This window comes from Nocardia sp. XZ_19_231 (assembly GCF_015355705.1).
GTDB classification, from domain to species: domain Bacteria; phylum Actinomycetota; class Actinomycetes; order Mycobacteriales; family Mycobacteriaceae; genus Nocardia; species Nocardia salmonicida.
Window position 1 is genome coordinate 572309 of record NZ_JACUZI010000005.1, and the last position, 24955, is coordinate 597263.

General features: G+C 67.1%; 26 protein-coding genes and 1 pseudogene. 9 read left to right on the top strand and 18 right to left on the bottom strand.

Going from position 1 to position 24955, the window contains the following annotated elements; all coding sequences use genetic code 11:
- Positions 1 to 35: 35 nt before the first annotated feature.
- The 7 genes from IBJ82_RS24650 to IBJ82_RS24680 all read right to left on the bottom strand — a co-directional run bounded on the left by IBJ82_RS24650 (position 36) and on the right by IBJ82_RS24680 (position 6434).
- Positions 36 to 1241, bottom strand: a complete 1206-nt coding sequence (locus tag IBJ82_RS24650; protein WP_194828332.1) for a GNAT family N-acetyltransferase — start codon at positions 1239 to 1241, stop codon at positions 36 to 38.
- Positions 1242 to 1320: 79 nt separating this feature from the next.
- Positions 1321 to 1932, bottom strand: coding sequence for a 1,4-alpha-glucan branching protein (locus tag IBJ82_RS24655; protein ID WP_194828333.1), 612 nt, complete (start codon positions 1930 to 1932; stop codon positions 1321 to 1323).
- An 8-nt stretch (positions 1933 to 1940) separates the two neighbouring features.
- The gene (locus IBJ82_RS24660; RefSeq protein ID WP_228537576.1) at positions 1941 to 3389 is read right to left on the bottom strand and encodes a S8 family peptidase; all 1449 of its coding nucleotides are present in this window, start codon (positions 3387 to 3389) and stop codon (positions 1941 to 1943) included.
- Between the two features lie 69 nt (positions 3390 to 3458).
- Positions 3459 to 3731, bottom strand: a complete 273-nt coding sequence (locus IBJ82_RS24665) for a hypothetical protein (protein WP_370585455.1) — start codon at positions 3729 to 3731, stop codon at positions 3459 to 3461.
- Positions 3728 to 5278 (bottom strand): radical SAM protein, encoded by a 1551-nt coding sequence (locus IBJ82_RS24670; RefSeq protein WP_194828451.1) that lies wholly within the window; start codon positions 5276 to 5278, stop codon positions 3728 to 3730. The genes IBJ82_RS24665 and IBJ82_RS24670 overlap by 4 nt, the downstream gene beginning before the upstream one ends.
- A 5-nt stretch (positions 5279 to 5283) precedes the next feature.
- Positions 5284 to 5682 (bottom strand): hypothetical protein, encoded by a 399-nt coding sequence (locus IBJ82_RS24675; RefSeq protein ID WP_194828334.1) that lies wholly within the window; start codon positions 5680 to 5682, stop codon positions 5284 to 5286.
- The gene (locus IBJ82_RS24680; protein WP_194828335.1) at positions 5679 to 6434 is read right to left on the bottom strand and encodes a prolipoprotein diacylglyceryl transferase; all 756 of its coding nucleotides are present in this window, start codon (positions 6432 to 6434) and stop codon (positions 5679 to 5681) included. Before IBJ82_RS24680 ends, IBJ82_RS24675 begins: the two co-directional genes overlap by 4 nt.
- A 232-nt stretch (positions 6435 to 6666) precedes the next feature.
- On the opposite strand from IBJ82_RS24680, the pseudogene IBJ82_RS35465 reads away from it, so the two are divergent.
- Together IBJ82_RS35465 and IBJ82_RS35470 are read left to right on the top strand one after the other, a co-directional pair.
- Positions 6667 to 7320: pseudogene (locus IBJ82_RS35465) on the top strand (DUF1906 domain-containing protein); the annotation flags it as partial.
- A 468-nt stretch (positions 7321 to 7788) separates the two neighbouring features.
- A complete protein-coding gene (locus IBJ82_RS35470) occupies positions 7789 to 8379 on the top strand; it encodes an LGFP repeat-containing protein (RefSeq protein WP_370585473.1) in 591 nt (196 codons plus the stop codon).
- 4 nt (positions 8380 to 8383) lie between these two features.
- Here the strand turns inward: IBJ82_RS35470 and IBJ82_RS24690 are convergent, their stop codons facing one another.
- Together IBJ82_RS24690 and IBJ82_RS24695 are read right to left on the bottom strand one after the other, a co-directional pair.
- Positions 8384 to 8569, bottom strand: a complete 186-nt coding sequence (locus IBJ82_RS24690) for a hypothetical protein (RefSeq protein ID WP_194828337.1) — start codon at positions 8567 to 8569, stop codon at positions 8384 to 8386.
- Positions 8570 to 8617: 48 nt separating this feature from the next.
- Positions 8618 to 9736, bottom strand: coding sequence for a hypothetical protein (locus IBJ82_RS24695; RefSeq protein WP_370585456.1), 1119 nt, complete (start codon positions 9734 to 9736; stop codon positions 8618 to 8620).
- Between the two features lie 378 nt (positions 9737 to 10114).
- On the opposite strand from IBJ82_RS24695, the gene IBJ82_RS24700 reads away from it, so the two are divergent.
- Complete coding sequence (locus IBJ82_RS24700) at positions 10115 to 11686, top strand: MFS transporter (protein ID WP_194828338.1); 1572 nt, start codon at positions 10115 to 10117, stop codon at positions 11684 to 11686.
- Entirely contained in the window at positions 11676 to 12245 is a 570-nt protein-coding gene (locus IBJ82_RS24705) for a TetR/AcrR family transcriptional regulator (RefSeq protein WP_194828339.1), read from the top strand. Before IBJ82_RS24700 ends, IBJ82_RS24705 begins: the two co-directional genes overlap by 11 nt.
- Before the next feature lie 20 nt (positions 12246 to 12265).
- On the opposite strand, the gene IBJ82_RS24710 is transcribed toward IBJ82_RS24705, so the two are convergent.
- The gene (locus tag IBJ82_RS24710) at positions 12266 to 13105 is read right to left on the bottom strand and encodes an alpha/beta fold hydrolase (RefSeq protein WP_194828453.1); all 840 of its coding nucleotides are present in this window, start codon (positions 13103 to 13105) and stop codon (positions 12266 to 12268) included.
- 186 nt (positions 13106 to 13291) lie between these two features.
- Here IBJ82_RS24710 and IBJ82_RS24715 point away from each other — a divergent pair, with 186 nt between their 5' ends.
- Complete coding sequence (locus tag IBJ82_RS24715; RefSeq protein ID WP_194828340.1) at positions 13292 to 14734, top strand: amidase; 1443 nt, start codon at positions 13292 to 13294, stop codon at positions 14732 to 14734.
- A gap of 20 nt (positions 14735 to 14754) precedes the next feature.
- Here the strand turns inward: IBJ82_RS24715 and IBJ82_RS24720 are convergent, their stop codons facing one another.
- Positions 14755 to 15561 (bottom strand): alpha/beta fold hydrolase, encoded by an 807-nt coding sequence (locus tag IBJ82_RS24720; protein WP_370585457.1) that lies wholly within the window; start codon positions 15559 to 15561, stop codon positions 14755 to 14757.
- Between the two features lie 173 nt (positions 15562 to 15734).
- On the opposite strand from IBJ82_RS24720, the gene IBJ82_RS24725 reads away from it, so the two are divergent.
- Positions 15735 to 16028 (top strand): hypothetical protein, encoded by a 294-nt coding sequence (locus tag IBJ82_RS24725; protein ID WP_194828341.1) that lies wholly within the window; start codon positions 15735 to 15737, stop codon positions 16026 to 16028.
- A gap of 69 nt (positions 16029 to 16097) precedes the next feature.
- Positions 16098 to 17294, top strand: coding sequence for an MFS transporter (locus IBJ82_RS24730; protein WP_228537578.1), 1197 nt, complete (start codon positions 16098 to 16100; stop codon positions 17292 to 17294).
- Here the strand turns inward: IBJ82_RS24730 and IBJ82_RS24735 are convergent.
- The 4 genes from IBJ82_RS24735 to IBJ82_RS24750 form a co-directional block, all read right to left on the bottom strand.
- Positions 17289 to 18158 carry a class I SAM-dependent methyltransferase gene (locus tag IBJ82_RS24735; RefSeq protein ID WP_194828342.1) on the bottom strand — a complete coding sequence of 290 codons (870 nt, stop codon included), beginning with the start codon at positions 18156 to 18158 and terminating at the stop codon, positions 17289 to 17291. The two genes, IBJ82_RS24730 and IBJ82_RS24735, sit on opposite strands and share 6 nt — an antisense overlap.
- A 10-nt stretch (positions 18159 to 18168) precedes the next feature.
- On the bottom strand, positions 18169 to 19626 hold the full coding sequence (locus IBJ82_RS24740) for an amidase (protein ID WP_194828343.1): 1458 nt from the start codon (positions 19624 to 19626) through the stop codon (positions 18169 to 18171).
- Positions 19627 to 19832: 206 nt separating this feature from the next.
- Positions 19833 to 20123 carry a hypothetical protein gene (locus IBJ82_RS24745; RefSeq protein WP_228537579.1) on the bottom strand — a complete coding sequence of 97 codons (291 nt, stop codon included), beginning with the start codon at positions 20121 to 20123 and terminating at the stop codon, positions 19833 to 19835.
- Positions 20124 to 20155: 32 nt separating this feature from the next.
- The gene (locus tag IBJ82_RS24750) at positions 20156 to 20764 is read right to left on the bottom strand and encodes a CatB-related O-acetyltransferase (RefSeq protein ID WP_194828456.1); all 609 of its coding nucleotides are present in this window, start codon (positions 20762 to 20764) and stop codon (positions 20156 to 20158) included.
- A gap of 182 nt (positions 20765 to 20946) precedes the next feature.
- Between IBJ82_RS24750 and IBJ82_RS24755 the strand changes: the two genes are divergently transcribed.
- Positions 20947 to 21567: a TetR/AcrR family transcriptional regulator gene (locus IBJ82_RS24755; RefSeq protein WP_194828344.1), complete on the top strand. Its 621-nt coding sequence runs from the start codon at positions 20947 to 20949 to the stop codon at positions 21565 to 21567.
- 175 nt (positions 21568 to 21742) lie between these two features.
- On the opposite strand, the gene IBJ82_RS24760 is transcribed toward IBJ82_RS24755, so the two are convergent.
- From IBJ82_RS24760 to IBJ82_RS24770, 3 genes are all read right to left on the bottom strand, one after another.
- Complete coding sequence (locus tag IBJ82_RS24760; RefSeq protein WP_194828345.1) at positions 21743 to 22387, bottom strand: DUF4097 family beta strand repeat-containing protein; 645 nt, start codon at positions 22385 to 22387, stop codon at positions 21743 to 21745.
- A gap of 124 nt (positions 22388 to 22511) precedes the next feature.
- Positions 22512 to 23030, bottom strand: coding sequence for a pyridoxamine 5'-phosphate oxidase family protein (locus IBJ82_RS24765; RefSeq protein ID WP_194828346.1), 519 nt, complete (start codon positions 23028 to 23030; stop codon positions 22512 to 22514).
- A gap of 235 nt (positions 23031 to 23265) precedes the next feature.
- Positions 23266 to 24342, bottom strand: a complete 1077-nt coding sequence (locus tag IBJ82_RS24770) for an epoxide hydrolase family protein (RefSeq protein WP_194828347.1) — start codon at positions 24340 to 24342, stop codon at positions 23266 to 23268.
- A 102-nt stretch (positions 24343 to 24444) separates the two neighbouring features.
- Between IBJ82_RS24770 and IBJ82_RS24775 the strand changes: the two genes are divergently transcribed.
- The gene (locus IBJ82_RS24775; RefSeq protein WP_194828348.1) at positions 24445 to 24924 is read left to right on the top strand and encodes a MarR family winged helix-turn-helix transcriptional regulator; all 480 of its coding nucleotides are present in this window, start codon (positions 24445 to 24447) and stop codon (positions 24922 to 24924) included.
- Positions 24925 to 24955 lie beyond the last annotated feature (31 nt).

Here is a 24955-nt window from a genome sequence, read left to right on the forward strand (position 1 = left end):
TGACCTTCGGGCGAACGCGCCCGTTGGCGTCGAGCCTAGAAGGGCCAGCCCAATTGCGGCGCACGGTCGGCGGTGAACGCTTCGTCGAACGCGCGCAGCACCTTCGGATCCTCGACGGCGATCCGGTGCGCGGCGGCGAAAGCGCTCGCGCGCTGCCCGCCGAAGTAGAGCGCGCCGAGAATGTTGATGTCGAAGGCGAGTGTCGCTGTCCGGGTGGTCGGTTCACATTCGGCGAGGCCGTCACGAATCCGCAGGGCGAAATTCCCGCCGGCGCCGCGGAACGGATCGTGCACCGCCAGCACGGTATCGAGGTCGGCGCGGTAGGTGCGCGCGGTCAGGGCGGCGGGTACGTCCATGACCCGTGCCCACAGTGCGTCGCCGCGGTGGGTCACCTGCACCGCGCGCGGGTCGGTGAGCATGTGAGCCAGCGGATCGTCGTCGGCGATCTCGGCTTCCACGGTGTCGACGAGGTCCATGCCGAGCAGCACCCGCCACAGCGCGGCGTGCGCGGTGGGGGTGACGGCGCGGAGTTCCCACACCGAGGCGATGTCGCGGCTCTCGCGCCGGGAGCGTCGATACAGGGCGTAGCCGTCGGCGTGCAGCAGCACGAACAGTGTCGTCGCACCCTGGCGATGGCGCTCCACATCGGCGAAGAACAGGTCCCACTTGGCATCCGGACGATCCTGCGCACCCGATGTCACTTCCTGCCAGCGCTGGTAGATCTCGCGAATCCGCGGGACGGCGTCGGTCAGCGTCTCCAAGGTGACACCACCGGGATCGGGTGTGGTGGAACGGAATTCGGCCTGCCGCGTATCGATGTAGACCGCGGTGTCGAAAATGGCCACCTCGTACCCGAACCGCCCGTAGATCGTGCCCTCACTGGCAGTGAAGATCGTCAACGGCAATCCGTCGGCCTCGGTTCGAGCGTGCTGGGCCTCATAGAGCTCCCGCAGAATCCCCCGCCGCCGATGCGTCGGCGCCACCGCGACCCCCGATACCCCACATGCCCGCACCGACCGTTCCCCCGGCACCGTGACCGTCATCGTCCGATCTACCGTATGCCCGACGATCCGGTCACCGTCCACCGCGACCAACGACCGCTCGACCGGGAAGACCTTGCCCCGGAATTCGTCCTCGTCACCCCCGTACCGCATCCCGAACCCGGCCTCTTGCAACCCCCTGATCGCAGCCGAGTCCGCCTGGGTAGCCGCCCGAACGCGCACGCTCTTCGCCGATGCCATCCTCGTACCCTCCCATGCCACCCCACTACGCCACATCTGGTTTTCGACCCGGGGTGGCTGGTGGGGAGCAGCTGTGGGGCTAGTCGGTCAGCACGGTGATCAGCTCCACGACCGGGCCCAGCGCGGAGGGTGCGGCGACCGAGCACGCCGCGCCGAGTCGCACGGCCGTGGGCGAGCGGTGGAATCGCACGACAGCGGACCCGATGGGAACGTCGGTGTAGGCGATGCCGTCCACACCGACGCCGACCTCACCCTCGATCGACCGGTGTTCGGGCTGCGTCACGACGACCGTCAGATCCGGCGTGTCGCTGAGGCTCTGTGCCTGAGCCGTCGTGCGACCTGTCAGCAGATCCACGACGGCGCCGATCGCGACCGGATCGCGGGTGCCGTCGTAGATCCAGCGACTGCCCAGTACTCCGTGCTCGGCAGTGCCGACGAGCGCGGAGTCACCTCCTGGCAGCGGCGCCCCACGATAGGTCAACGGCACCTGATACAACACTTCGTCCGCCCCGGAATCGTCGACGAACAGTAGGAATTCGATGCCTACCTCGCCTGCGGGATCGTCGAGGCGGAACCCTCCGGCCTTGCGTATGCGCGGCGTCGTGCCCCGGTACCACTGCCGGCTTGGCAACCACGTCGCGACGACATCGGTCTTGGACGGGGTGACGGTGGTCTGGTGGATAAATGCCATCGCGGGTATCAGCCTTTCGCCGACATGGCGCGCACGTCGGGCAGGGTGCCGATGCGCTGGGTGGTTGGACGGCCGGGGGCGGCGGTTTGGGCGGAGCCTGTGGTGCGGAGCAGGGTTCTGATCTGCTCGGGGGTCGCGCGGCCGGGGCCGTGGGCGCGGATGCCCTGATAGGCGGCGACGGCGCCGACGACGATCGGCGAGGCGCTGGAGGTACCGCTGAATTCGTCGGTGTACCAGAGGTCTTCGTCGGGGCCGCCTTGGAGATCGCCGTAGCCGGTAGTGGTGACCTCGCGGCCCCAGCCTTGGACGTCGAGGCGGGCGCCGTGGTTGGAGAAGTCGAGACGCGAGCGGGCGGGGCCGTGGTCGCGGCCGTGCAGGCCCGGTGGTGGGGCGCCCGCGCCGACCAGGATGGCGCCGGAGTCGGCCCGGCCCGCGCGAAACGGGTTGTGCCAGGTGGCGGGGAAATCACCGGGGCGGGTGTCGTAGACGGCGTCGTCGAGGTTTTCGCCGCCGTTGCCCGCCGCTTCGACGACGACGACGCCGCGGCTCACGGCGTAGCGGATGGCGGCGAAGTCGTCGGGCCACCATTCCACGGCGATGTAGCCGCGCTGATCGGGAGTGGCCCGGTAGTCGAATCGCGGACCGGGGCGATGCAATTCGATGAGGACGATGTCGCCGGGGTTCACGGCGTCGGCCGCGGAGCGGATCGCGGCGGCCGAGCCGATGCCGAAGACGGAGATGGCTCTGATGTGGGCCTCGGGCGCGATCCCGGTGACGCCGAAGGCATTGAGGTCGCCGCTGATCTCACCGGCGACGGCGGTGCCGTGATTGCGCCACCCCAGATCGTCGGACGCGGTGCCACCGATCATCCCGCCTTGGTTCTGGCGTAGGTCCTCGTGGGTGAACCGCCACGCACCCTCGACGTCGATCACCCGCACGCCGGTGCCGAGCCCGCCGGGCCGACCGTGCGCCCACACCGCATCGATACCGTTGGGCGCGGCGTCCAGATAGGCCTGCCTGACCCGGAAATCGGGTGTCACAGCGGGTGCTCGCGGTGCGACGATGTTCTCGGCGAGGGGTGCCAGCGGTGGTTCGGCCGCGGGCTTCACATAGGCGGCGGCGACGGTGTCGTCCTCGCGCAGCCGATGCGCGAGGTCGCCGAGGTCACCCAGGTCACCGTGCACCGAGTAGTAGCTGAGGTAGTCCCCCGCGACCGGCGCCTGTGGTGTGTCGGCCAGTCTGGCCGCGAGTCGGTTGTCGGGACCGAAGATCGGCACCAGACGTGCCGTGCCGGGGAGTAACTCATCGACCCTGGTGCGGACGGATCGGTTCTCGCGCAGGGCGATCGGTGTGATCTCCGGGCCGGTCGACGTGGTGATGACGATCAATTCGCCCGGCGGGACCGCGGATGCGGGCACCCCTGATCGACGCTGCCTGCTGGATCGAGTGGCGGCCATGGTTACCAGTCAACCGTGCCCCGCGCTCGCCCGCTACTGTTCTGCCGCACCGGCTTTGGCGACACGCCGTCACCACATCGCGCCGACGACCCCGACCACGGCGATCGCCGCGACATACGCCAGCACCAGGCGGGTGTCGCGCAACCAGCATCGACTGCGCCGCAACCCGGCTCGCCACGCCCGCCAATATCCGGCGAACGCGAGCGCGCCGAACCCGACCACCGCCCACGGGCCCACCAACCACGTCAGCAACGCCACGGTTGCCACCACACACAACGTCAAGGGGTCGTGCGGCTGCTGGGCGCGCATCGCCTCCTCGTAATAGACCCCGCGCTCGCTCACCGCACCTCCACCGGCAGCAACGCCCGTCCCGACGGTGCCGACGCCGACAACCGTTGCCGCGACAGCGCGGGCCACGCCTGCACCGCACAGAACGGCGCGCACTGATCAGCATCGGCGCGGGTGCCTACATGCACGCAACACTGGGTGAGTCGTTCTTCTATCATCGTCGACATATCCATGAACGGTTTGATCGTGATCCGCACGACCCGTTCCCCGAGCAGTGTCCGCAACCGTTTGCGCCGTCCCGGCAATGCCGACGACGCCAACGTCAGCAGGGTCGACATTCCCAGGTCACAGTTCTCGCAGATATTGCGCCACACCCGCCCGATCTCCGGATGCGACAGCGACGACTGCTCCGACAGCAGTCCCAGCAGCGATTCCTGCACCGCCATCCGCAGTTCGGCGGGCAGCGCCGAGTCCGCGATCCGGTTCGACACCAGCCCCAGCTGCTGCTTCAACCGCTCGTGCCCGATCAGCGAGACCAGCGACTGCCACTGCCCGGCGTCATCGCGCAACAGGTAACCGACCGAGCAGCAGTGCGGATGCGAACACGGCAGCGCGGTGAGGTCACGCCAGGTCACCAGCCCGTCGGTCTGCGGGCCGAGTCGGCGCAGCACACCGGTGTGGGTGAGCCGGTCCATCGGGTCGATCGCTCCCGAACGCCCGGACCCGAATTGCGGTTGGATCGAGACTCCGCCGACGAACGGGGTGTCCATGGCGGTGCGCAGCACCGCACCGATCTCGTCGTCGTTCACGCCCAGCGCAACTGTCATCACCAAGGTGGTGAAGACGGCGTTCGACGAAAGTCGTTGCAGCGCCTGCTGTTTACGCACCCGCAGGTCACCACCGCGATGGTGGCGTGAGGCCTGCGCGGTTTCCCCGTCGTATTGCAGATACACCTCGACCCGGTCGCGATGGGTGCGCAGCAGCGCCAGCAGTTCGTCGTCGACGGCGATGCGCAGACCGTTGGTGTTGAGCAGGATTCGCGTGATGGGCCGTGCGGTGAGCTCGGCCAGCAGTCGCGCCAACTGCGGATGCAGGGTCGGCTCACCGCCGCTGAGCATCAGCACGTCCAGGCGCCCGTTCTCGCGGGCCAGCCGCTGATCGACATTGGCCAGCACGTCCTCGACCGCCACCACACCGCGCAGTTCGGGCGAAGAATCGGCGAAACAGGTCGGGCAGCGCAGGTTGCAACTGTCGATGATGTCCTCGAGCAGGATGCAGGTGTGCTGGGTCTGCATCTCGGGCAGCCCGCGCAGGTAGGCCGAGGGCACCGGATCGAAATTGCCCGCGGCGTCGGGCAGGTGCGCTTTGGTCGGGGCCGTCCACTCTTCGAGGTAGGCCAGGATCTCGGGGTCCTCGTCGTAGAGGGTCCGCACCATACCGTGGGTGCGACACCCGCGTTCGAGGAAGACCTTCCCGTCCCGTTCGGCCAGCCAGCCCGACAGTCGCGCGACGTCGGACAGCGGGGTTTCGGGGTGTTCGTCGTGACAGCGGGGGCAGAACGCGGTGACATAGCGCAGGATTCGATCGCCCCGCAACGGCATCCCGGTCATCGCGCCATCCCGAACATGCCCGTGTACAGCTCCGGGTTGATGGCCGTGCACAAACCCGCCGTGCACACCGTGACCAGCGACCACCCGATCATCAGCCCCATTCCGAACCCCTTGGGAGCGGGCCGTTTGCGCCGGATCAACAGCCAGCCACCCCCGAAAGCCGCCGCGGCACTGACCACCGCGGTGAGCCCGACCAGCGCCCTGGTCGCGGTGTCGTCGTTGATGGAGGCCACCACCAAGAACACGACGAATCCCGCGATCGCGTTAACCATGATGAACGCCATCGCACCCGCCAACGCCATCGCCGCGATCTGACCGCCCTGTCCCGGCGGCTTCCCACCCTGATAGGGCGGTGGGGGTGGCATATTCGGTGGTGGTCCGGGAGGAAAGTTCATGCAGCGACCTTTCGTCGAAGTACACCGTCGTAGTTGCCACGCCGATAGCCGATGGTCCAGCGCACCGCCACCAGGACCAACCCCGGCAGCAGGAACCATTGCGGGCGCGTCAGATCCAGCCACACCGTGTCGTTGGCGCGAGTGAACTCGACCAGGAACCGGAAGATCGCATAAGCACCGACATAGAGGGTGAACAGCTCCCCCGGTGTGCTGATCCGGTCGCGCAACCACCACAGTGCGCCGAAAGCGGCCAGCTGGAAGACGATTTCGTAGAGAAAACTCGGATGCATCGCCACACCGGCCACACACCCGGGGCACTGCGGCACCGTCGCGGCCGCGTGAATTCCCCACGGCAGGTTCGTGGGCCGTCCCGGTGCCTCGGTGAGCAAGCACCCGATGCGCCCCACGGCCATTCCCAGCGCCACCGCGGGGGCGAACAGGTCACCGGTCCGTTCCCGATAGCCGATAATCCGCTTCGCGATCAACACGCCCACGTACGCGCCGAGCAATCCGCCGAGCACGCTGCGCGCACCGAACATCCAGCTCTCATAGGGATCGAGCGTCTCGACCAGACTCGACAACCGCATACCGATCGCCCCACCGACCAACGCTCCGGTGACCGCGACCAGCGACTCTTCGCGCAGCGCGTCGCGGCGCCTGCACTCGGTCACGAACACCACCGCGGCGACAGCGACACCGAGCGCGACGAACAACCCGTGCGTCGGGATCCCCCACATCAGCTGCGCCACCATGGCCAAAGGTTAGCGGGCACCAGGGCCTGCATGCGTGAGTGAAACTACTCCCGAATTCGGGTACTACCCTGTTCGTTGGTGAACGGCGATGCGGGAGTAAGCGTTTCGTTTAGAATAGCGCGAGGTGAGATCCTCACCCCGGTACCGATCCTCGGGTACCAGCGTAGATCATCGCGATAGTTCCACCAGTTCGGGAATTCCATCGGGTACGCAGTCATACAGGGGGTCAATCATGTCTACAGCTGTCGATTTCGCGGCCAGGCTCATCGATCCGCGGGCGATCGCCGCGGCGGGCCATTCGGCGGTCCTCGCCTACATCTCACCGAGCAGGCCGGGTGCGAACTTCGGTGCCAAACCGATCACCGCCGACTACGCGCGCGCACTCACCGCTGCCGGGCTCGACATCGTCTCCATCTGGCAATACGGAAAACCCGGCGACGCGACGCCGTCGGACTGGACCACTGGTTTCGACGGCGGTCGGCGAATGGCCGAGCAGGCGTTGGCCACGCACCTGAGTGTGGGCGCGCCTCGACAGGCCCCGATCTTCTTCGCCGTCGACGAGGACATCTCGCTGTCGCAGTGGAACAGCACGGCCGTCGAGTTCTTTCGCGGGGTCAATTCGGTGCTGGGTACGGAATGGACCGGGATCTACGGGCATTCACGGGTGTGCGCGTGGGCGATCGAGGACGGCGTGGTCGGCGCGCGCGGGGAATTCAGTTGGGCGTGGCAGACGCGAGCCTGGTCGGGCACAGAGCGGGAACCGCGCGCGGTGCTCTACCAGCGGGTGATCGACACCCCGAGCAACCCCGGACCTCTCATCGACGGCACTCGTGTCGATGTCAACGACATCCTCGCCCCCGACTTCGGGCAGTGGGCACTCGACCGTTCGGTAGCGGTCCCGCAGTTCACCGAGATCGACCGCCTCGGACCCTCGCACTCCTCGCGCGACGGCGCCCGCGTCACGAACTTTCTGTTGCACACCCAGGAAGGCAACGGCACCGCCGAATCCCTTGCCGCCTACCTGAACAACCCCGCCAACGGCGTGTCCTACCACTACACGCTGCGCGACGCGGTGGTGGTGCGGGTGGTAGCGGAGGAACGCGCGTCGTGGTCGGTGCTGTCGGCGAACCCTTTCACCGTGAATCTGTGCTTCGCCGGCAGCCGGATCGCGTGGTCGCGTGAGCAGTGGTTGCGCATCGACGGTGATCTGCGGATCGCGGCGTTCCTGGCCGTGCGCAGCGCGCACCGCCACGGGTACTCGACCGAGGTGATCGAACCGGATTACTACGTCGGCGACGGCATCTCCGATCACCAGTACGTCACGAGGGCGCTCGGCATCGGCTCCCACACCGATGTGGGACCGAACTTCCCGTGGGATGTTTTCGCCGCCCATGTCGCCGCGTTCGCCGGTGGGTCCGCGCCGACGGCGATCGATATTCGTGCCGCAGCGTCCCCGTGGTTGGGCGCGCGCCGCACCGACGGCGAACTCCCCACACCGGACGGGCTGGGACGTTTCGCCGAATTCGAGCACGGCTACGTCTACTGGCATCCGACCACCGATGCCCACGCGATCCCGACGGCGGTCATGTCCAAATATGCCGAGCTGGGGTGGGAGGCAGGCCCCTTGGGCTACCCGACCGCCGAGCACACCGAACTGCCCGATCCGCGCGGTTCCGGACCGGGGCTGTCGCAAACGTTTCAGGGTGGCACCGTCTACCGACGCGCCGGGCAACCCGCGTACTGGGTGCACGGTGCGATCGGTGCGCGTTGGGCAGCGGCCGGTTACGAGAACGGCGAACTGGGGTGGCCTACCTCCGACGAGACCGGCCACGACGACGGGGTCTATCAGGCGTTCGAATTCGGCCGGATCTACTGGGTGCCCGAACAGATCGTTGCACTGCGTAATTCCGGCGAGCCCGACACCCCGTTGGCTCGGCCCGCGTGAGGGATCAGGCCAGCAAGATCGCGAAGGTGGTGGCACCCGCGCCCAATACCAGCGCGGCCACCACCAGGATCGCGATCAGCCGCGTCCGTGATGTCGGGCCGGTGTAGGTTTCCTCGGCGTTCAGCATGTCGTTGATGTCGATGGCGGCGAACTCACGGGTCGATTCGAGAGGGCCGGGCTGCTCGGTCATGTGCGTGACGCTAGTCCAGGTCGCTTCTCACCGCCGCCGATACCCCACTCATGTCTGCGGTATCGGGGTGCGGGTGGTGGCGAGGAGTTCGTCGAGCTGAGCTTCGGCGCGTTCGGCTCGGGCCAGGGTTTGCTTGCGAGCGTCGTCGAGCGCGGCCCATCGTTCGGCGGCTTCGGCGCGAACCTGTTCCAGCGCGGCCGCGGATTCGTCGCGGCGCTGCTGGGTGTCGATGGTGGTGGTGCGGCGCAGTTCGGCAAGTTCGGTGCGGGTGCGGTCGAGTTCGCCGCGTGCGGTGTCGAGTTCGGTGCGGGCCCGCCGCCACTCCTCGCGCGCTTCGGCGGCGGCCTCTACTCGCTCGGCGGTGGCTTGCTCGGCGCGTTCGGTGGCTCGGTCGGCGTCGGCGGCGCGCTGGATGGCGAGGTCACGTTCGGCGTTCGCGGCGGCGATGCGAGCGTCGGCGTCTCGGCGTTGGTGGGCAATCTCGGTGTCGGCGCGCTGTTCGGCGCGGGCCACGGTGTCGTCGGCTTCCTGTTTGGCTTTGTCGATGTCGTCGGCCGCTTGTCGTTGTGCCGCACGGACTTGCGCCTCGGCATCGCTGCGCGCCGCGAACACGTCCTCGGCGGCCTGCCTGGTGAGCGCGTCGACCGAGGCGACGACTTCGTCCCTGGCCGCGAGCGCCTCACCCACCGCCTGCTCAGCTTCTTCCGCGGCGGCCACCGCCTCTTCGGCCACTGATTCCGCCAGCGCGCGTTGCTCCTCGGCTTCGCGGCGCGCTTGTTCGGCCGCCACCGTCGCCATCTCGGCCTCGGCGATCCGGCGGGCAGCGTCGGCCTGCGCGGCCTGGACCTGCGCTTCGGCCACCGATGGATCCCCGATCGTCTGCAGCTCGGCCACTGCGGCGTTCAACGTGGTCCCCAATTGCTCGGCCAGTCCACGGAATTGGCCGAGCAGCTCATCGGCCCGCAACCGCGCCACGGTCACCGGACCCTGAGCCGTCACAGTGACGGTAGCGGCCGCACTCTCGGACTCCTGTTGCTGCCGTTGCCTTTCGCGCCAGGCTCGCCACCGGGTGTGGTCCGGGTGATCGCAGTACTCGGAGGGACGACCCGGGCCACCGGCGCGGGTGATGGGGCGGGCACAGCCCGGGTAGTTGCAGACGCTCGACACGGGAGAATCGTAGCGTTTGTTTCGTCATTTCTTTACGTAATACACGAAACGAATTCCGTGTCGCCCCTGGGAGAGTCGAATCGAGCCTTCTCGATCCTGACCGCCGATAAGTGAACATTATCGGCGGTCAGGATCTCCCTGCGCTCTCAATGACCTTGATCTTATTACGTTTACGTTTGGTCATTGCCAACGCAACGTTACTGCTACGGAACCGGTCGAAAACTGTGCTCGGTTCATTCCGTTGCGGGGAGCGGAATTTCACGCGACACGGCAGGCCGACCGTGCCGAATTCGTGGAGATGAGATCTCGCCCCCCTTGAACTTCAAATTTGAACGATGGTACAACTAGTACGTACGTTCAACTAGATCAGAGGGTGAGATGGACGCAGAACCTTCATCCCATGCGCAGTGGCGGCGTTGGGTGGGCCTGGCGGTATTGGCACTGCCGACCGTGCTGTTGGGTCTCGATGTCACGGTGCTCTACCTCGTCGTCCCGAGCCTGGCCGCCGACCTGCAGCCGAGCGCTACCGAGACGCTGTGGATCATGGATGCCTACGGATTCCTCATCGCGGGCTTTTTGCTCACGATGGGAACGCTGGGCGACCGGATCGGGCGCCGGCGCCTGCTGATGATCGGCATGGTGGCATTCGGTGCGGCCTCGGTGCTCGCGGCGTTCTCCCCCAGTGCTGGCTGGCTGATCGCGGCGCGGGCACTGCTCGGCGTGGCCGGCGCGACGTTGATGCCATCGACGTTGTCCCTGATCAGCGTCCTGTTCACCGACGCCAGGCAGCGGGCGTTGGCGATCGGTGTGTGGGCCACGATGTTCGCACTGGGAATGGCGGCGGGACCGGTCGTGGGCGGCGTCCTGGTTTCCCACTTCTGGTGGGGTGCGGCCTTTCTGATCGCGGTCCCCGTCAGCGTCGCGGTGCTGGTCGCGGCGCCGGCGCTGCTGCCGGAGTATCGCAGCGATGCCACACGGCTCGACCTGCGCAGCGTCGCTCTCTCGCTGACGGCGATGCTGCCGATCGTCTATGCGATCAAGCACGTCGCCGCACACGGCGTCGATGCCCAGGCCCTGGCCGCGGTTCTGCTCGGTGGTGGTTCGACGGTCGCCTTCCTCCGTCGCCAATGGCGTTTGCGGGAGCCGCTGTTGGACATCAGGCTCTTCAGTAGCCCGGCCTTCTCCGTCGCGTTGGCCGTTTTGCTGATCGGCCTGGTCGGCTTCGGCGGAGTGATGTACCTGGTCACTCAATACCTGCAACTCGTCGCGGGCCTTTCGCCACTGAGTGCTGGGCTGTGGATGGGGCCACCGGCGCTGGCCATGCTGATCGGCGGGATCGGTGCCCCCGTGATCGCCGGTCGTTATTCCCCGGGCATCGTCATGGCCTGCACGTTGGCCCTGTCACTGATCGGGTATGTCCTGCTCGCCTTCGCCGGGACCGATAGCAAGGTGGATGTGGTCGTCGGCTTCGCGTTCGTCTATCTCGGCCTGGGTGTCATCGCCGCACTCGGCACCGACATCGTCGTGAGCGCGGCACCATCGGAGCGAGCGGGGTCAGCCGCGGCGTTGTCGGAGACCGTCCAGGAGTTGGGGATCGCGGCAGGGGTGGCGCTGCTGGGAAGTCTCACGACGGCGATCTATCGGGCCGCGGTCGAGACCCCAGCCGGGATGCCCCGATCCGTAGCCGAGTCCTACAGCGACAGCCTCTCCGGCGCGGTGTCGGTGACCGACGAGCTGCCGGTCGCCGCACTGGACCACGCGCAGGACGCGTTCACCAGCGGACTCGGGACTGCCGCGATCGCCGCGGGTATCGCCGTGGCGGGCGCGGCGATCGCGTGCTTCACGATGTTGCGCCACATCCGCCCGATCGGTGCCGCCACCCCTGCGGCGCAGACGATAGCCTCGACGTGCGGCAGCGGGCAGAACCGGCGAGAGGGACATGGTGGTTGACCACGACACGATCGATGGCCGCACACAACGCGGCCATCGCCGCCGAGCCCAGATCATCGAGGCAACACTGGTGATCGTGCACCGCGACGGCGCCGCCGGGGTGACCCACCGAACTGTCGCCAAAGAGGCCGACATCACCACTAGCCTGACCCTCTACTATTTCGCCACCTTGGACGAGCTGCTGGTGGCAGCCCTGACCAGCGTCACCGACGCCTACACCCAGCGCATTCGCGAGCTCATCGACACCGCCGACGACCCACTGGACGGCCTCGCCCGGCTCGTCGCCGAATCGGCAGGCCCCGGCCGTGAGCGCGCACTCGCCGAACGCGAACTCTCGACCCTGGCCGCCCGCCGACCCGCGCTACGCCCCGCCGCGCGAAGCTGGCGTGAGGGCGTCGCGGAACTCGCCCGAACACAGACCGACGATCCCGACGCGGTCGAAGCCTTCGTCGCTTTGTGCGACGGACTGTGTACGGCCATTCTTCTCGACGACCACGAAGCCGACCCAGACCATATCCGCGAAGTCCTGCGCGGTGCGCTGCTGCGCTCCAGCCCCTAGGTCGGACGGCACGCCGCGCATCAGAGGGCGAGCATGGCGGCAGCGATCTGGTCGGCTGCGGTGTGGCGCAGGGCGGTGCCCATGTCGTCGAGGAGGAGCAGTCGCGCCGCGGGGATCTCGGCGGCGAGGGCTTCGCCGTTGCCGACGGGGAAGAACGGGTCGGCGCGGCCGTGCACCACGAGCGTGGGCACGTCGAGTTCACCGAGCCGCTCCCGCCATCGCGGGGTGCAGTCGATCCGGGAGAACACCATCCCGAGCTGGTTCGCCTGGTGGACGGCAGGATCGGGTGACGGCGTCCGGTCCCAGATTCGGGCTGCCGTCGACCGCGCCTGCTCCGGATCGTTTCCCAATAGCTCGGCGCCCTCGGCGGCGAACGCCGCGACCGCGTCTCGGTCGGTCCAGTCCGGCTTCGGGCGGGAGAAGAGCTGGCGCATGATCGCGCCCTCGTGGTCCGGCAGGTCCTCGTCGACCCGGCCGGGCGCCACCGACCGGGTGCTGACCAGCGTCAGTGCGGAGGATACGTCCGGGTGGTCCAGCGCGGCGACCTGAGCGATCATCCCACCGACACCGACCCCACCGAGATGGGCGGTCCCGGCTCCGAGCGCCTCGACCAGCGCGGCCGCGTCGGCGGCGAGATCCCGCAAGTCATACGCAGGGTGCTCCGGGTCGACAAGCGTCGACGCACCGGAGTCACGCAGGTCGTAGCGCACCACACGCCGTCCGCCCGACGCGAGTCGTTCACACAGCGCGTCGGGCCAGGACAGCATCGTTGTGCCGCCGACCAGCAGCACCAGCGGGTCGTCCTCGCGGCCGAAGCTTTCGATGCCGAGATCCACCCCGTTCGCCCGTACCGCGGTCATATCGAATCGAACCGGTCGCGTCATGCCTGGACTCCTGTCTGTCGGTACACCCAGTGGTAACGACGACGGATTCACCCGAAAGTCATCGGTGCGGGGGAAATCGTATGCAGCGTCCTGCGATTGGGGGCAGTTTCCGCTTGCCGACCAGCCGGATACGGTTTGACGGAGTACGTAATACTGTAACGCATGATGCTTCGCCCCGACGGCACGACGACCACTGATGAGTCCGCGATCGGCCTGGCCGCGTCCATCCGCGCTCGCGAGGTGACCGTCCGTGCGGTGATCGATGCCCACATTGCCGTGCTGGAATGCTTCGCCCCTGCCACCAACGCCGTGGTCGTCGACTGCTACGACACCGCGCGACAGCAGGCCGACGCCGCCGACGCCCATCTCGCGACCGGACCGGCGAGCCTGCCACCGCTGTTCGGCGTACCGATCACCGTCAAGGAATCCCTGGCTGTCGCCGGTCTGCCGAACACGGCGGGTGTGGTGGCACGCAAGCATCTGCGTCCTGCCGCCAATGCCACTGTGGTGCAACGAGTCCTGGATGCCGGCGCGATCGTGCTCGGTCTGACGAACACGTCCGAGGGGTGCATGTGGATCGAGTCGACCAACCGGGTCTACGGGCGAACCAACAATGTGCACGACCGGACACGCACCGCGGGCGGGTCCTCGGGTGGTGAGGGTGCCGCAGTGGGCAGCGGCGGATCCCCGCTCGGGTTGGCCACCGACACCCTCGGCTCGATCCGCATCCCCGCCTTCTGCAACGGCGTCTTCGGCCACCGCCCCTCGACCGGTCTGCTCCCGACCACCGGCGCCTGGCCACCGCCCTTCGGGGTCGCCGCGTTGTGCTCCAACGGGGTCATCGCCCGCCATGCAACCGATCTCATGCCGCTGCTGCAGATCATGGCAGGCCCCGACGGGACCGATCCACTGATACAGCACGTCACCCTCGGCGATCCGGCGACCACCTCACTACGCGGTGTTCGCGTGGTGCTGCTCGACAAGACGTTCGCCCCCGGCGTCGGCCGCGAAGTGCTGGCAGCACGTGACCGTGCCGCGGCCGCGCTCGCCGATGTCGGCGCCGAGATCACCCGTGTACCGATGCCCGCTCTGCGGATGATCGGGCTCTTCGCCTCGATCGTGCTGGCCGAGGAAACCGGCATCAGCTTCGCCGAGATCATGCGCAACGAAGGCGCCGACATCCTCGCGCTGGGGCAGCTCACCGCCGCGGGCGGGGACCACACACTCGCCACCCGGCTCCTCGCGCTCGGCGAACTGATCGCCGCACGAGTACCAGGCCCGATGGCCCGGCGCATCACCGCTGCCGCGCACAACGCTGCCGCCGAGATCACCGCAACCATCGGCGACGGACTGCTCCTGCACCCCACCCTGACCACGGTCGCACCCCGTCACGGTCGCACCACCGGGCGCCTCTGGCGTACGAACACGGTCGCGCCGTTCAGCCTCGCGGGACTACCGGTTACCCAGGTTCCCCTCGGTCGCGGCTCCCACGGTCTGCCGCTGGGAGTTCAGGTGGTCGCGGGCCCGAACCGCGACCACCTCTCGATCGCCGCGGCTCTCACCCTCGAGAAAGCGTTCGGCGGCTGGGTCAGACCACGCCACTGACGAGGCCGTTACCTCGAGTGTCAGTGCGTGGCGGCCTCTTCGATGACGGCGGCGACAGCAGCGGGCTGCGCGACCAGGGAGGCGTGGGAGGCGGGGATCTCGGTGGTGCGGGCGCCGATGCGGTCGGCCATGAAGCGTTGGGAAGACGGTGGGATCACCCGGTCGGCGCCCGAGACGAGGTACCAGCTGGGCGTGTGGGACCAGGAGGTCGGTCCGGAGGGTTCGATGTTCGCCGCTACGGCGATGGAGCGTTGGTGGGCGATCATGTCGGCGGCGGTCGCGTCGCTGACGTCCTGCGCGAACACCTCGTGGAACGACGCCGGGTCGACGTAGCCGTCGAGGTTCTTGCCCGCGATGCCCTGGCTGTCGTCGACGACGGCGAGCTGCAGGACCGGGGGCAGCAGTTGACTACCGGGGAAGCGGATCGGATCCAGCGCCAACTGGGCGGGCTCACCCTGCTGCGGGGCGAACGCGGCGATGTAGACCAGCGCGGTCACATCGGGGTCGTCGACGTTGGTGATCACCGCGCCACCGTAGGAATGTCCGACCAGCACGATCGGCCCGTCGATCGTGGCGAGGGTGCGTTCGATCGCGGCGGCATCGTTGGCGGGACCGCGCAGCGGATTGTCCGGGACCACCACGCGGTAACCGTCCGCGCGCAGGGCCTCGGCGACACCGTCCCAGCTGGTCGTGTCGGCGAACGCGCCGTGCACCAACACCACGGTGGGGGTGTCAGCGGCCAGAGCGGGTGCTGTGGCGCTGAGCGCGCCCGCACCCAGGCCGACCGCGACCGCGACCGCCATGTTCGATCGGAGCCTGCTCGTCATGACTTCGTCCTCTCATCATCAAAGATTTCGGCGAATGCCCACGCAACAGTATTGCCCTGCGCGGCAAATGATCAGCAGGCGCTGGCGGCGACGTCGCCTTTCGGGTACGAGTGGAGCTGCACGGAGGGGAAATCGCGGGGGAACGAAACAGTCCGTCGGCGACAGGCTCGCGGGTGGGTGAGCGTCGAGTGCGCTCCACCGAGGAGTGGCTGGACTATTTCCAGCAGAATGCGGCTAGGCAGCGACCGATTCCGTGGCAGACGAACGGCATCGGAGCCGATCCGGCGGAGCTGGCACAGATTCGCCGCTCACTGCAGGCCTGGCAACTCGGCGAAACATCGGACGGCGCTCACCTGGCCGCCTCCGCTGACCGCTACGCCACCTGGACCCAATACCGCCGGGCGGCCTCCGCCAAAATGCATCGCGGCTGGCAACGCATAGGCCTGCAGCGATACGTCTGGACCTGATCGGCGGGCACACGGCTGTGTCGATTTCCCGCCAGCGTCGGGTACTCGCACTTTCTACCGTCGGTCGATATGACTACAGATCCTGCCGTCGAGATCCCCGCCGACACCCGATTGCGGGGTTCGGTCGTGCTGCTCATGGCGCTCGCGGCCGCGCTCGGGACCTCCACCATCTACCCCCTGCAGCCCGCGATCGGGGACGTGGCCGATTCCTTGGGTTTACAGATCACGGTGGTCGGACTCGCCCTCGCGTGTGGACCGATCGGGTACATGGCAGGTCTGGGTCTGCTTGTGCCACTGGTCGATCGGTTCGCACCCGGGCGGGTGATCGGGACTCAATTCGCAGTGCTGGCGGTTGCCCTGGCGCTCAGTGCCGCAGTCGGTGGTAGGTGGCAGTTGGCGCTGATGACTGCGGTGATCGGAGCCTGTTCGACGGTGGGAGCGAGCCTCAGCTCGGTCGCGGGCAGGCTCGCTCCCCCGCGTCGACGCGCGAAAACACTCGGTGTCGTGACCGCCGGAATTTCGGTGGGGATCCTGGCGGGCCGGATCTTCGGTGGTTGGCTTGCCGACGAGATCGGCTGGCGTGGAACGCTTCTGACGTTTGCCGCCGCTTGCGCGCTCATCGCCGGATGTTGCCTGGTGATGTTGCCCGCTGGTCGGGGCGCAGGGCAGCGGGGCTACCTCGCGACTCTGCGTTCGCTTCCCGGCCTGCTCGTGCGCCACGCCATGCTGCGGATCGCGGCCATCGCGGGCGCATTGTGGTTCTTCGCGTTCTGCGCGACGTGGGCGGGTCTGGCCGTTGCGCTGTCGCAGCCACCCTTCTCGTACTCGTCGGAACGGATCGGCCTGTACGCATTGGCCGGTCTTTCGGGGATTCTGGCGACGCAGGTGGCCGGCGCGTGGACAGACCGAGTGGGCGCCCGGCGCGTGATCATGATCGGTCTGTCGATAGCGGCAGCGTCGTTGGTCGTCGCCGGGTTCGCGCTCACCGACCTCTTCGTGACGCTGGTCTGCCTGGCCCTCTTCGATGCCGGTCTCTTCGCCGCGCAGGTAGCGAATCAGAGCACCGTTCTCGCGATCGACCCCACGGCCCCCGCCCGCTTCAACAGTGCCTACATGCTGGTGTATTTCGTCGGCGGAAGCCTCGGCACTGCTTTCGGCGCGGCATCGGTCGGCTGGTTCGGCTGGCCGACCACGGCGGCGATCACCGCGGCGACCATCGGGGCAGCCGCCGCGATCATCTTTCGGTTCACCTCTCGAAGTCTATGACCGCTTCATTGCCCGCAGTATGCGGCTTGCGCGCAGAACCCGGACCGGTTCGCCACCGAATTGCGCGTATCCGTCCAGGTAGCTGTCGATGAGGTCTGTGGCGGGGTGGTCTTCGACGTCGGTGAAGCCGAGAGCGTGCAACTGTGCGGCGATGTCGTCGGGTGTGAAGTAGCTGAACAAGGGCTCGCCTACAGCGGCCAGGCGATCCGCGCGCGCCTTCAGGTGCGCGCGATCCTCGTCGGTACCTGCCGGTTGCAGGTAGTCGAAGATCACCTCGACCGGCTCGGCCTGACCAGCGATGTATTCGAGGGTCGACTGAGCGGCTCCCGAGGTCAGATAGAACACCACACCGAGCCACACGAACACGGCCGGCTCCGACCGGATGAAACCGGCTGACTCCAGTTCCGTTGCCAGCACCTGGGTTTCGAAGTCGACCGGTACGAAGGTCAACGTGTCGGGGCGATCGATGTCGGCCGCGACGAGACGTTGGCGCTTCCAGGCTTGGGTAGCAGGATGGTCGACTTCGAACACACGCAGCTCCGGGTGCGGGTTGCGGTAGGCGAAGGTGTCGAGGCCCGCGCCGAGCACCACGAGCTGTCCTACCCCGGCAGCGACTGCCGCCGCTACGCGGTCCTCCGCGAAGCGGGCGCGAGCAGCGAAGAACAGCCGTCGCGCCCGATCTCCTACCTCGACACCGCGACGATCATCTGTCGGCTCGGCCCATTCGGACAGTTCGTCCGCGGTGACGCCGAGCAGACGCGCCGCGATCGGGTCGGTGAGGATCAGTGGCCTGTCAGCGATTTGATGGTAGGCGCGAGCGTAGGCCGTCGTGAGCGCTGTCCGACTGGGTCCCTCGTTGTCCATGCTCACGAACCTACTCACGAAGGGGTGCTCGGAAGCCGCCGATCTTCTGCTCCAGCAATTCGGCTAGCCGCAGCGGGGTGCGGTCTTCGAACATCGGACCGACGAGCTGCACTCCCACCGGCAGCCCCTCGGGTGACAGGCCGGTAGGGATGGCGGTGGCCGGTAGGCCGGGCATGGTGGCCAGACCGGCCCAGGCGAGCTGGTCGAGGTAGGGGTATTCGACGCCGTCGATGTCGATTCGGCGTCCCAGCAGATCGGGATCGTGGTCGTGTGGGAATGCGGGAGTCGGGGTGATCGGGCACACCACGGCGTCGAACTCGGCGAAGAGTCGACGCCAGCCGTGGCGGTGGAGTTCGCGGCGGTTGTTCGCCTCGACCCAGTCGCGGTGGGTGAAGGCCATGCCGCGCAACCGCGTCGCACCGAGACTCTGATCGTGGGTGCTCAGTTCGGCGGCCTGGGTCCGAAGTTGTTCGTACGCTTCGACGGGAAGCCCTGCGGCCGAGCCCGAGAACAGCAACTGCATATAGATCGTCGCGGCCTCGGCCAGATCGGGCAGCAGCGCGCTGTGCCGTTCGACGCGGGCACCGCCGTCGGCGAGTGCGTCGGCTGCCCGATTCACCCCTGCCCGTACCGCGATCCCGGTCCCGATGAGTGGATGTTCGTCGAGGACAAGAACCCGGAAATCGTTGAGCCGCTCATGGCGCGAAGGCGGAAGTGCCAACTCGTAGGCCTTACCGAGCGTCAGTGGGTCCGGGCCGGCCATGACATCGAGGAGCAGTGTGAGGTCGCGGGCGGTGCGCGCCATCGGACCGACAACGGCGAGGTCGAGGTCGACCGGCAAAGCCTGCGCGGGCGGCGCGACCATTCCGCGATTCGCTGCCAGCCCGAGGGTCGGCTTGTGCGCGTAGATACCGCAGAAGTGCGCGGGGGTGCGCAGCGAACCGCCGATGTCGGAGCCGATGGACAGCGCACCGAATCCCGACGCCAGTGCCGCCGATGATCCGCCGGAAGATCCACCCGGCGTCCGGCGGTGATCCCACGGGTTGTTGGTGGTGCCGTAGATCTCGTTGAAGCTCTGCACATCTCGCAGCCCCAACGGCACATTGGTCTTACCGAGCATCACCGCCCCGGCGGCTGCCAGACGCGACACCTGTATCGCGTCCTCGGTTGGCACATAGTCCTTGTTCTGCGGCACGCCCCAGGTCGTGGGCAGCCCAGCCATGTTGTAGGACTCCTTGACTGTCACCGGAACACCGAGCAGCGGCCGATCCTCACCACCTGCACGCGCCTGATCGGCACGACGCGCGGCGACCCGAGCACGATCGAAGTCCCGCACACAGATCGCGTTGATCGTCTCGTCGTCACGCTCGATCCGGGCGATCGCCCCTTCGGTCAGTTCCACCGATGTCACCTCACCGGCACGCAAAGCGGTCACGAGTTCTTCGGCCGACGCGAAATTCCAATCCATGAATTCGACGCTAACCGCAGGTCACGGGAGCCATAAAACATCTGTTTGAACAACAGGGACAGATGTCTCAGCCGGCGATGAAGATACTGTTCAGACCAGCATGTCTTCGATGAGATCGGCGGCACGGATAGTCTCGCCTTCGGCCTTTGCTTCAGCGCGCAATTGCGCTGAGCGGCGGGCGACCTCGGGATCGCCGATCAGATCGTTCAGGACAGACAGAGGTCCGCGGGGTCGTGGTCGTAGGCCGCTTGCAGTTGCGGGAGGGCCAGCAGGGCAGTGTCGAGGAACAGGTTCATCGCTGCGACAGGGTCGTCGGGCCAGTTGTTGTCGGCCACCGGCAGCGTCGAGGTGCACGGGATCAGCTCGGCACCGGCTGCGGTGATCGGGTCCGCGACGGCCGGGTCGTTGGCGTAGGTGACGCGATGGCCACGAGCCACCAGCTCACGGATGATCGCGAGGCTCGGCAGGACATGACTGACGATAGGGATGCCGACCATCGCGATATGGGCTGGGCGAGAAGGTATTTCACTCATTTCAAGGATTCGGCGGCGGCTTCCAGGTCGTCGATGCTGCCCGACATGATCGTCGGCACGTGTGCGGTGATGTGCTCGGCGGGCCAGTCCCACCACGCCACTGCCAGCAGTCGGGCGATTTCGCCGTCGCTGTAACGGGTTTTGATGAGGCGGGCCGGATTTCCGCCGACGATGCCGTAGTCGGGGACATCGTGGGCCACGAGGGAGCCGGTGCTGATGATCGCGCCGTGCCCGATTCGCACGCCGGGCATCACCGTCACGCCGTTGCCGAACCAGACATCGTTGCCGACGACGGTGTCACCTCGGTCGGCCAGTCCGGTGAGCAGGTCGAAGTGGTTCGACCAGGAGCCGCCCATGATGGGAAAGGGAAAGGTCGACGGGCCGTCCATCCGGTGGTTGGCCCCGTTCATGATGAACCGCGTTCCGGTGCCCAGCGCGCAGAACTTCCCGATGATCAGTTTCTCCGGCCCGTAGTGGTAGAGGACGTTGCGAGTTTCGAACGAGGTCGGCTCATCGGGGTCGTCGTAGTAGGAGTACTCGCCGACCTCGATGAGCGGCGAGGTGATCAGCGGCTTCAGCAGCACGACTCGCGGTTGCTCTGGCATCGGGTGCAGCACGGTCGGGTCTGCGGGAACAGGCGTGGATTCGTGGGGCACAGCGAAACTCCTTCGGCGGGTGCGCTACCGGGCGCCGGTGGAGGTCGCACGCCCACCGTTTCCTAATACGACAACTGTCGCACTAAGCTACGTCGACAGCCCTACCTCGTCAAGCGATCGGATTGCCGACAATGAGATCCGAACCGGAGGCCTCCGAGCCCGCTCCCCCGGCCCGACCCCGCCCGGGTGGCAGAACCGCCCGCATCCGAACCCAGGTGCTCGACGCCGTCACCGCGGAGTTGGCCGAACACGGCTACGACGCGCTCAGCATCGACGCCGTCGCAGCCCGCGCGGGCGTGCACCGAGCCACGGTGTATCGCCGCTGGCAAGACGTCGGCGGTCTGCTCGCCGACCTCTTCGATGCGGCGAGTGACCAACAATGGAGCCCTCGCGACACCGGCTCGCTGCGCGGCGATCTCGCGGCGCTCAACCACGAGATCCAGGATTCCTTGATCGAGGAGCCGTCGCTCGCGGTCGCGCTGATCGCCGCGTCGTTCCGATCCGAGGAAGCCGCCGGAGCTCTGCGACGGTTATGGGATGACCGGTACGCGCAGTCGGAGATCATCGTCGAGCGCGCGATCCAGCGCGGCGAGCTTCCACCCGATGTCGACGCACACGCCCTACTGATCGCCGCGACCGCACCGGTCTACCACCAGTTGGTTCTCCTGCGCACTCAGCCCGACCCCCGCCTGCCCGGCCGCGCGGCCACCAGCGCCGCGCTCGCCGCCGACGCCGGCGCGTTCAATCGATGACACAAGCGCCCGCGCCGACGACAAAACAGCCGCCGACCAGGGGATGGTCGGCGGCTGTCGCGGTGTTCCGGAGCGCTGGTGGCCCATCATGTGCTGCCGGTCGGCCAGACGATCACTGCCGAGGACAGTGAACGTCACGCGCGAATAGCCTCGGGCGCAACCTTTTTGGCCTGCACTACACGAGAGTTCCGTGCCCGACGGTGACGTTCCCGTAGAGGTTGCGAGCGAATACCTGCACAGAATCTCCGCTCCCCTGCGAAGGGTCCACGGGTTCCATCCGGTTCTGCACGCTGCCGCACAGCGCGTTGGCCTCCAGCCGCGCCGCACTGCCCGGCCGGATCCCCACCTCGAGATCGCCCATCGAGGTCTCCAGTCGGAGCACCCCGCGCGCAGCCTCGTCGACGCGGATGTTGCCCTTGGCGGTCTTCGCGGTCACCGAACCGCCCGGGCGCTCGACCACGATGTCGCCGGCGGATACCTCGAGGTCGCACTGGTCGAATTCGCCGACACTCACCAGTCGACCCATGGCAATGGTCGCGTCGAGCACGGAACCGATCGGCACCTCGACAGTCACCGAGACCACGGGGTTGCCGCCGAACGGTGTGAAGGCCTTCCACTTCTTCGGCGACTCGACCGTCAGCTTGCCACCGGCGAATTCGACCTGAATCTGTTCGGCTGCACGCACATCCGCTTTGCTGGACGAGTCGGCCGGTCGAACCTCGACAACAGCGTCGGCCCGGTCGGCGGCGACCACGGTGACATCACCGCAGGCCACATCAACGGTGACGACGATCGGCTGCGGCGTCTGGAAAGTAGGCATCTGCACTCCTAGGTTGCGACGGCTATACGTAGATGTATACGTACACTGCGTGCTCTCACTATAAGTAGATGTATACGTATAGCGCAACCCTGAGTTTCCGGCGGAGCTACAAATGCCCCGATGGTCAGGTAGCGAGCCTGGTGATGTCGGGTGCGTAGACGGTCATCCAGTGCGGGCGCAGCCGGTAATAGACCACCTCGTTGTCCCAGTCGAAGGCGTCGTCGCCGTAGAAGTCCTGGAAGTACGCGAGCAGTTCTGGCCAGTCCGCGCAAGGCTCGCCACCCAGCGGGTTGAGGACCTCAACCGTGCCGTGCGTGAACACGCCCAAGTTCTCACCGCGCAGATGCGCGACGCTGGCGGCCGGTCGTGCTGCGAGGTGGCGCGCCTTCGCAGCGTTGCGCGCCGTACCGAAGTGCCACCGCCCGTGCAGGAAATGTCCGTCCACGGCGCTGATCCGCGGTTCGCCCTTCGCCGTCACCGTGGACAGAGCGAGCGTGCACATGCCCGTGAGGGTCTGGGCGAGCTGCTCTGCGGTCAGCGTGTTCTCACCATCGATGATCGAGCGAAGGTGTGAGGTAGCGCTGGACAGCGAGGCGACGAGAAGCGCCTGAAGTTCTGCGAGATCTTCTGAAGTTTCACGCAAGGAGGTCCCTTATCTCTCAGTGGTGTACCAACCGCCGAATCCCATCCTCGACCGATAACCTGACACCTCCTGTCAACTTTCCGCACCGATCGCCAGCCGACAGACGCTCGACTGCGCTCTACGCAGTTCCGTTCTTTCTCGTCTTCATCGCCATCGAAGCGATGAGCCTGCGCCACGGCGTGCGATCGTGTTTCCGGCCCGATGCCGAGCAAGTCGCGACGGAGACGACTCGAACTCACTTGATGGTGTGCAGGAAGAACTCCCGAATGTCTGCGGCGAGCAGGTCCGGCACCTCCATCGCGGCGAAGTGACCGCCGCGGTCGAATTCCGACCAGTGCCTGATGTCGTAGAGCTGCTCGGCCAGCGGGCGCACCGATTGGGTGATGTCGTGGGCGAACACCGCGACACCCAGGGGCACCGGACACGGCTCGCTCCCCCGCGAAGACTCCCGATGAAGTCGTGCCGAAGACGCCGCGGTGGCGGTGAGCCAGTACAGGGAGATGTCGGTGAGCATCCGGTCGTCGCTGATCGGCGAGCGCGGGTCGGTCCACTGTGCGAAGCGTTCGGCGATCCAGGCGAGTTGGCCGACGGGTGAGTCGGTGAGCGCGTAACCGATGGTCTGCGGGGTGGCGGCTTGCAGTGCTTGGAAGGGCGGGCGATTCGCCATGAGCTGTTTGACCTTGTCGAGTCGCGCTTCGTCGGCGTCGGAGAGCTCGACCTCCGGGTTCGGCCGGGTCGGCAGGTAATTGACGTGGACGCCGACAACGTTCTCGGGCGCCAGAGCACCCAGCGACTGGGAGATTCCCGAGCCGAAGTCGCCACCCTGCGCGCCGTAGCGCTCGTAGCCGAGCCGACGCATCAACTCGGCCCAGGCGCGCGCGACGCGGACGATATCCCAGCCGCGTTCATGGGTCGGACCTGAGAATCCGTAGCCCGGGATGGACGGGATCACCAGGTGGAAGTCGCGTGAGAGTGGTTCGACTACGTCGAGGAATTCGAGGAACGAGCCGGGCCAGCCGTGGGTGAGGATCAGCGCGAGCGCGTCCGGCTTCGGGCAGCGGACGTGGACGAAATGGATGTTCTGGCCGTCGATTTCAGTGGTGAAGTGCGCGAGTTCGTTGAGCTCCGCCTCGTGCGCTCGCCAGTCGTAGCCCGTGCGCCAGTATTCGGCGAGTTCCTTCAACCGCGCCAGGGGGAAGCCGTAGTCCCAGCCGGCGTCGGCGATTTCGTTGGGCCAGCGGGTGCGGGCGAGTCGGTTGTTGAGGTCGTCGATATCAGCCTGCGGGATGTCGACGCGGAACGGTTCGATCATGGTCTCGACTCCTTTGTCGGCCCAACGTTCGGGCGACTAACGTTTGTGTGACCAACGATATCGCGATCGTTGGTCAAACAAACGATTTGTTAGAGTTGTCACATGGAACACCCACCCGAGCCGACCCCCGCCAGGTGGGCAAACCTGCCCACCTGGCTACTCACCCAAACCGCCAACCACGCCCACCGCCTGGTCACCGAAGGTTTCGCCGCCGCCGACGCCCGCGGCTACCACTACCGCCTCCTGGCCAGCCTCGACGAATTCGGCCCCGCCAGCCAAGCCACCCTGGGCCGCCGCAGCGGCATCCACGTCAGCGACATGGTCGCCACCATCAACGAACTCGCCGACCACAACCTCGTCGAACGCACCCCCGACCCCACCGACCGCCGCCGCAACGTCATCTCCCTCACCACCCCGGGCAAACGCCAACTGCGTCGCCTGGAAAAACAACTCGCCCAAAGCCAAGAAGAACTCCTGGAACCGCTATCTCCCCCGGACCGAGAACACCTGACGGAGTTGCTGTCGAAACTGTTGGAGCACCACAACCGGAGAACGGGCGCCACCGACGAGTCGTCACACTGAATCGCTCGACCAGGCATCGAGATCGACACGC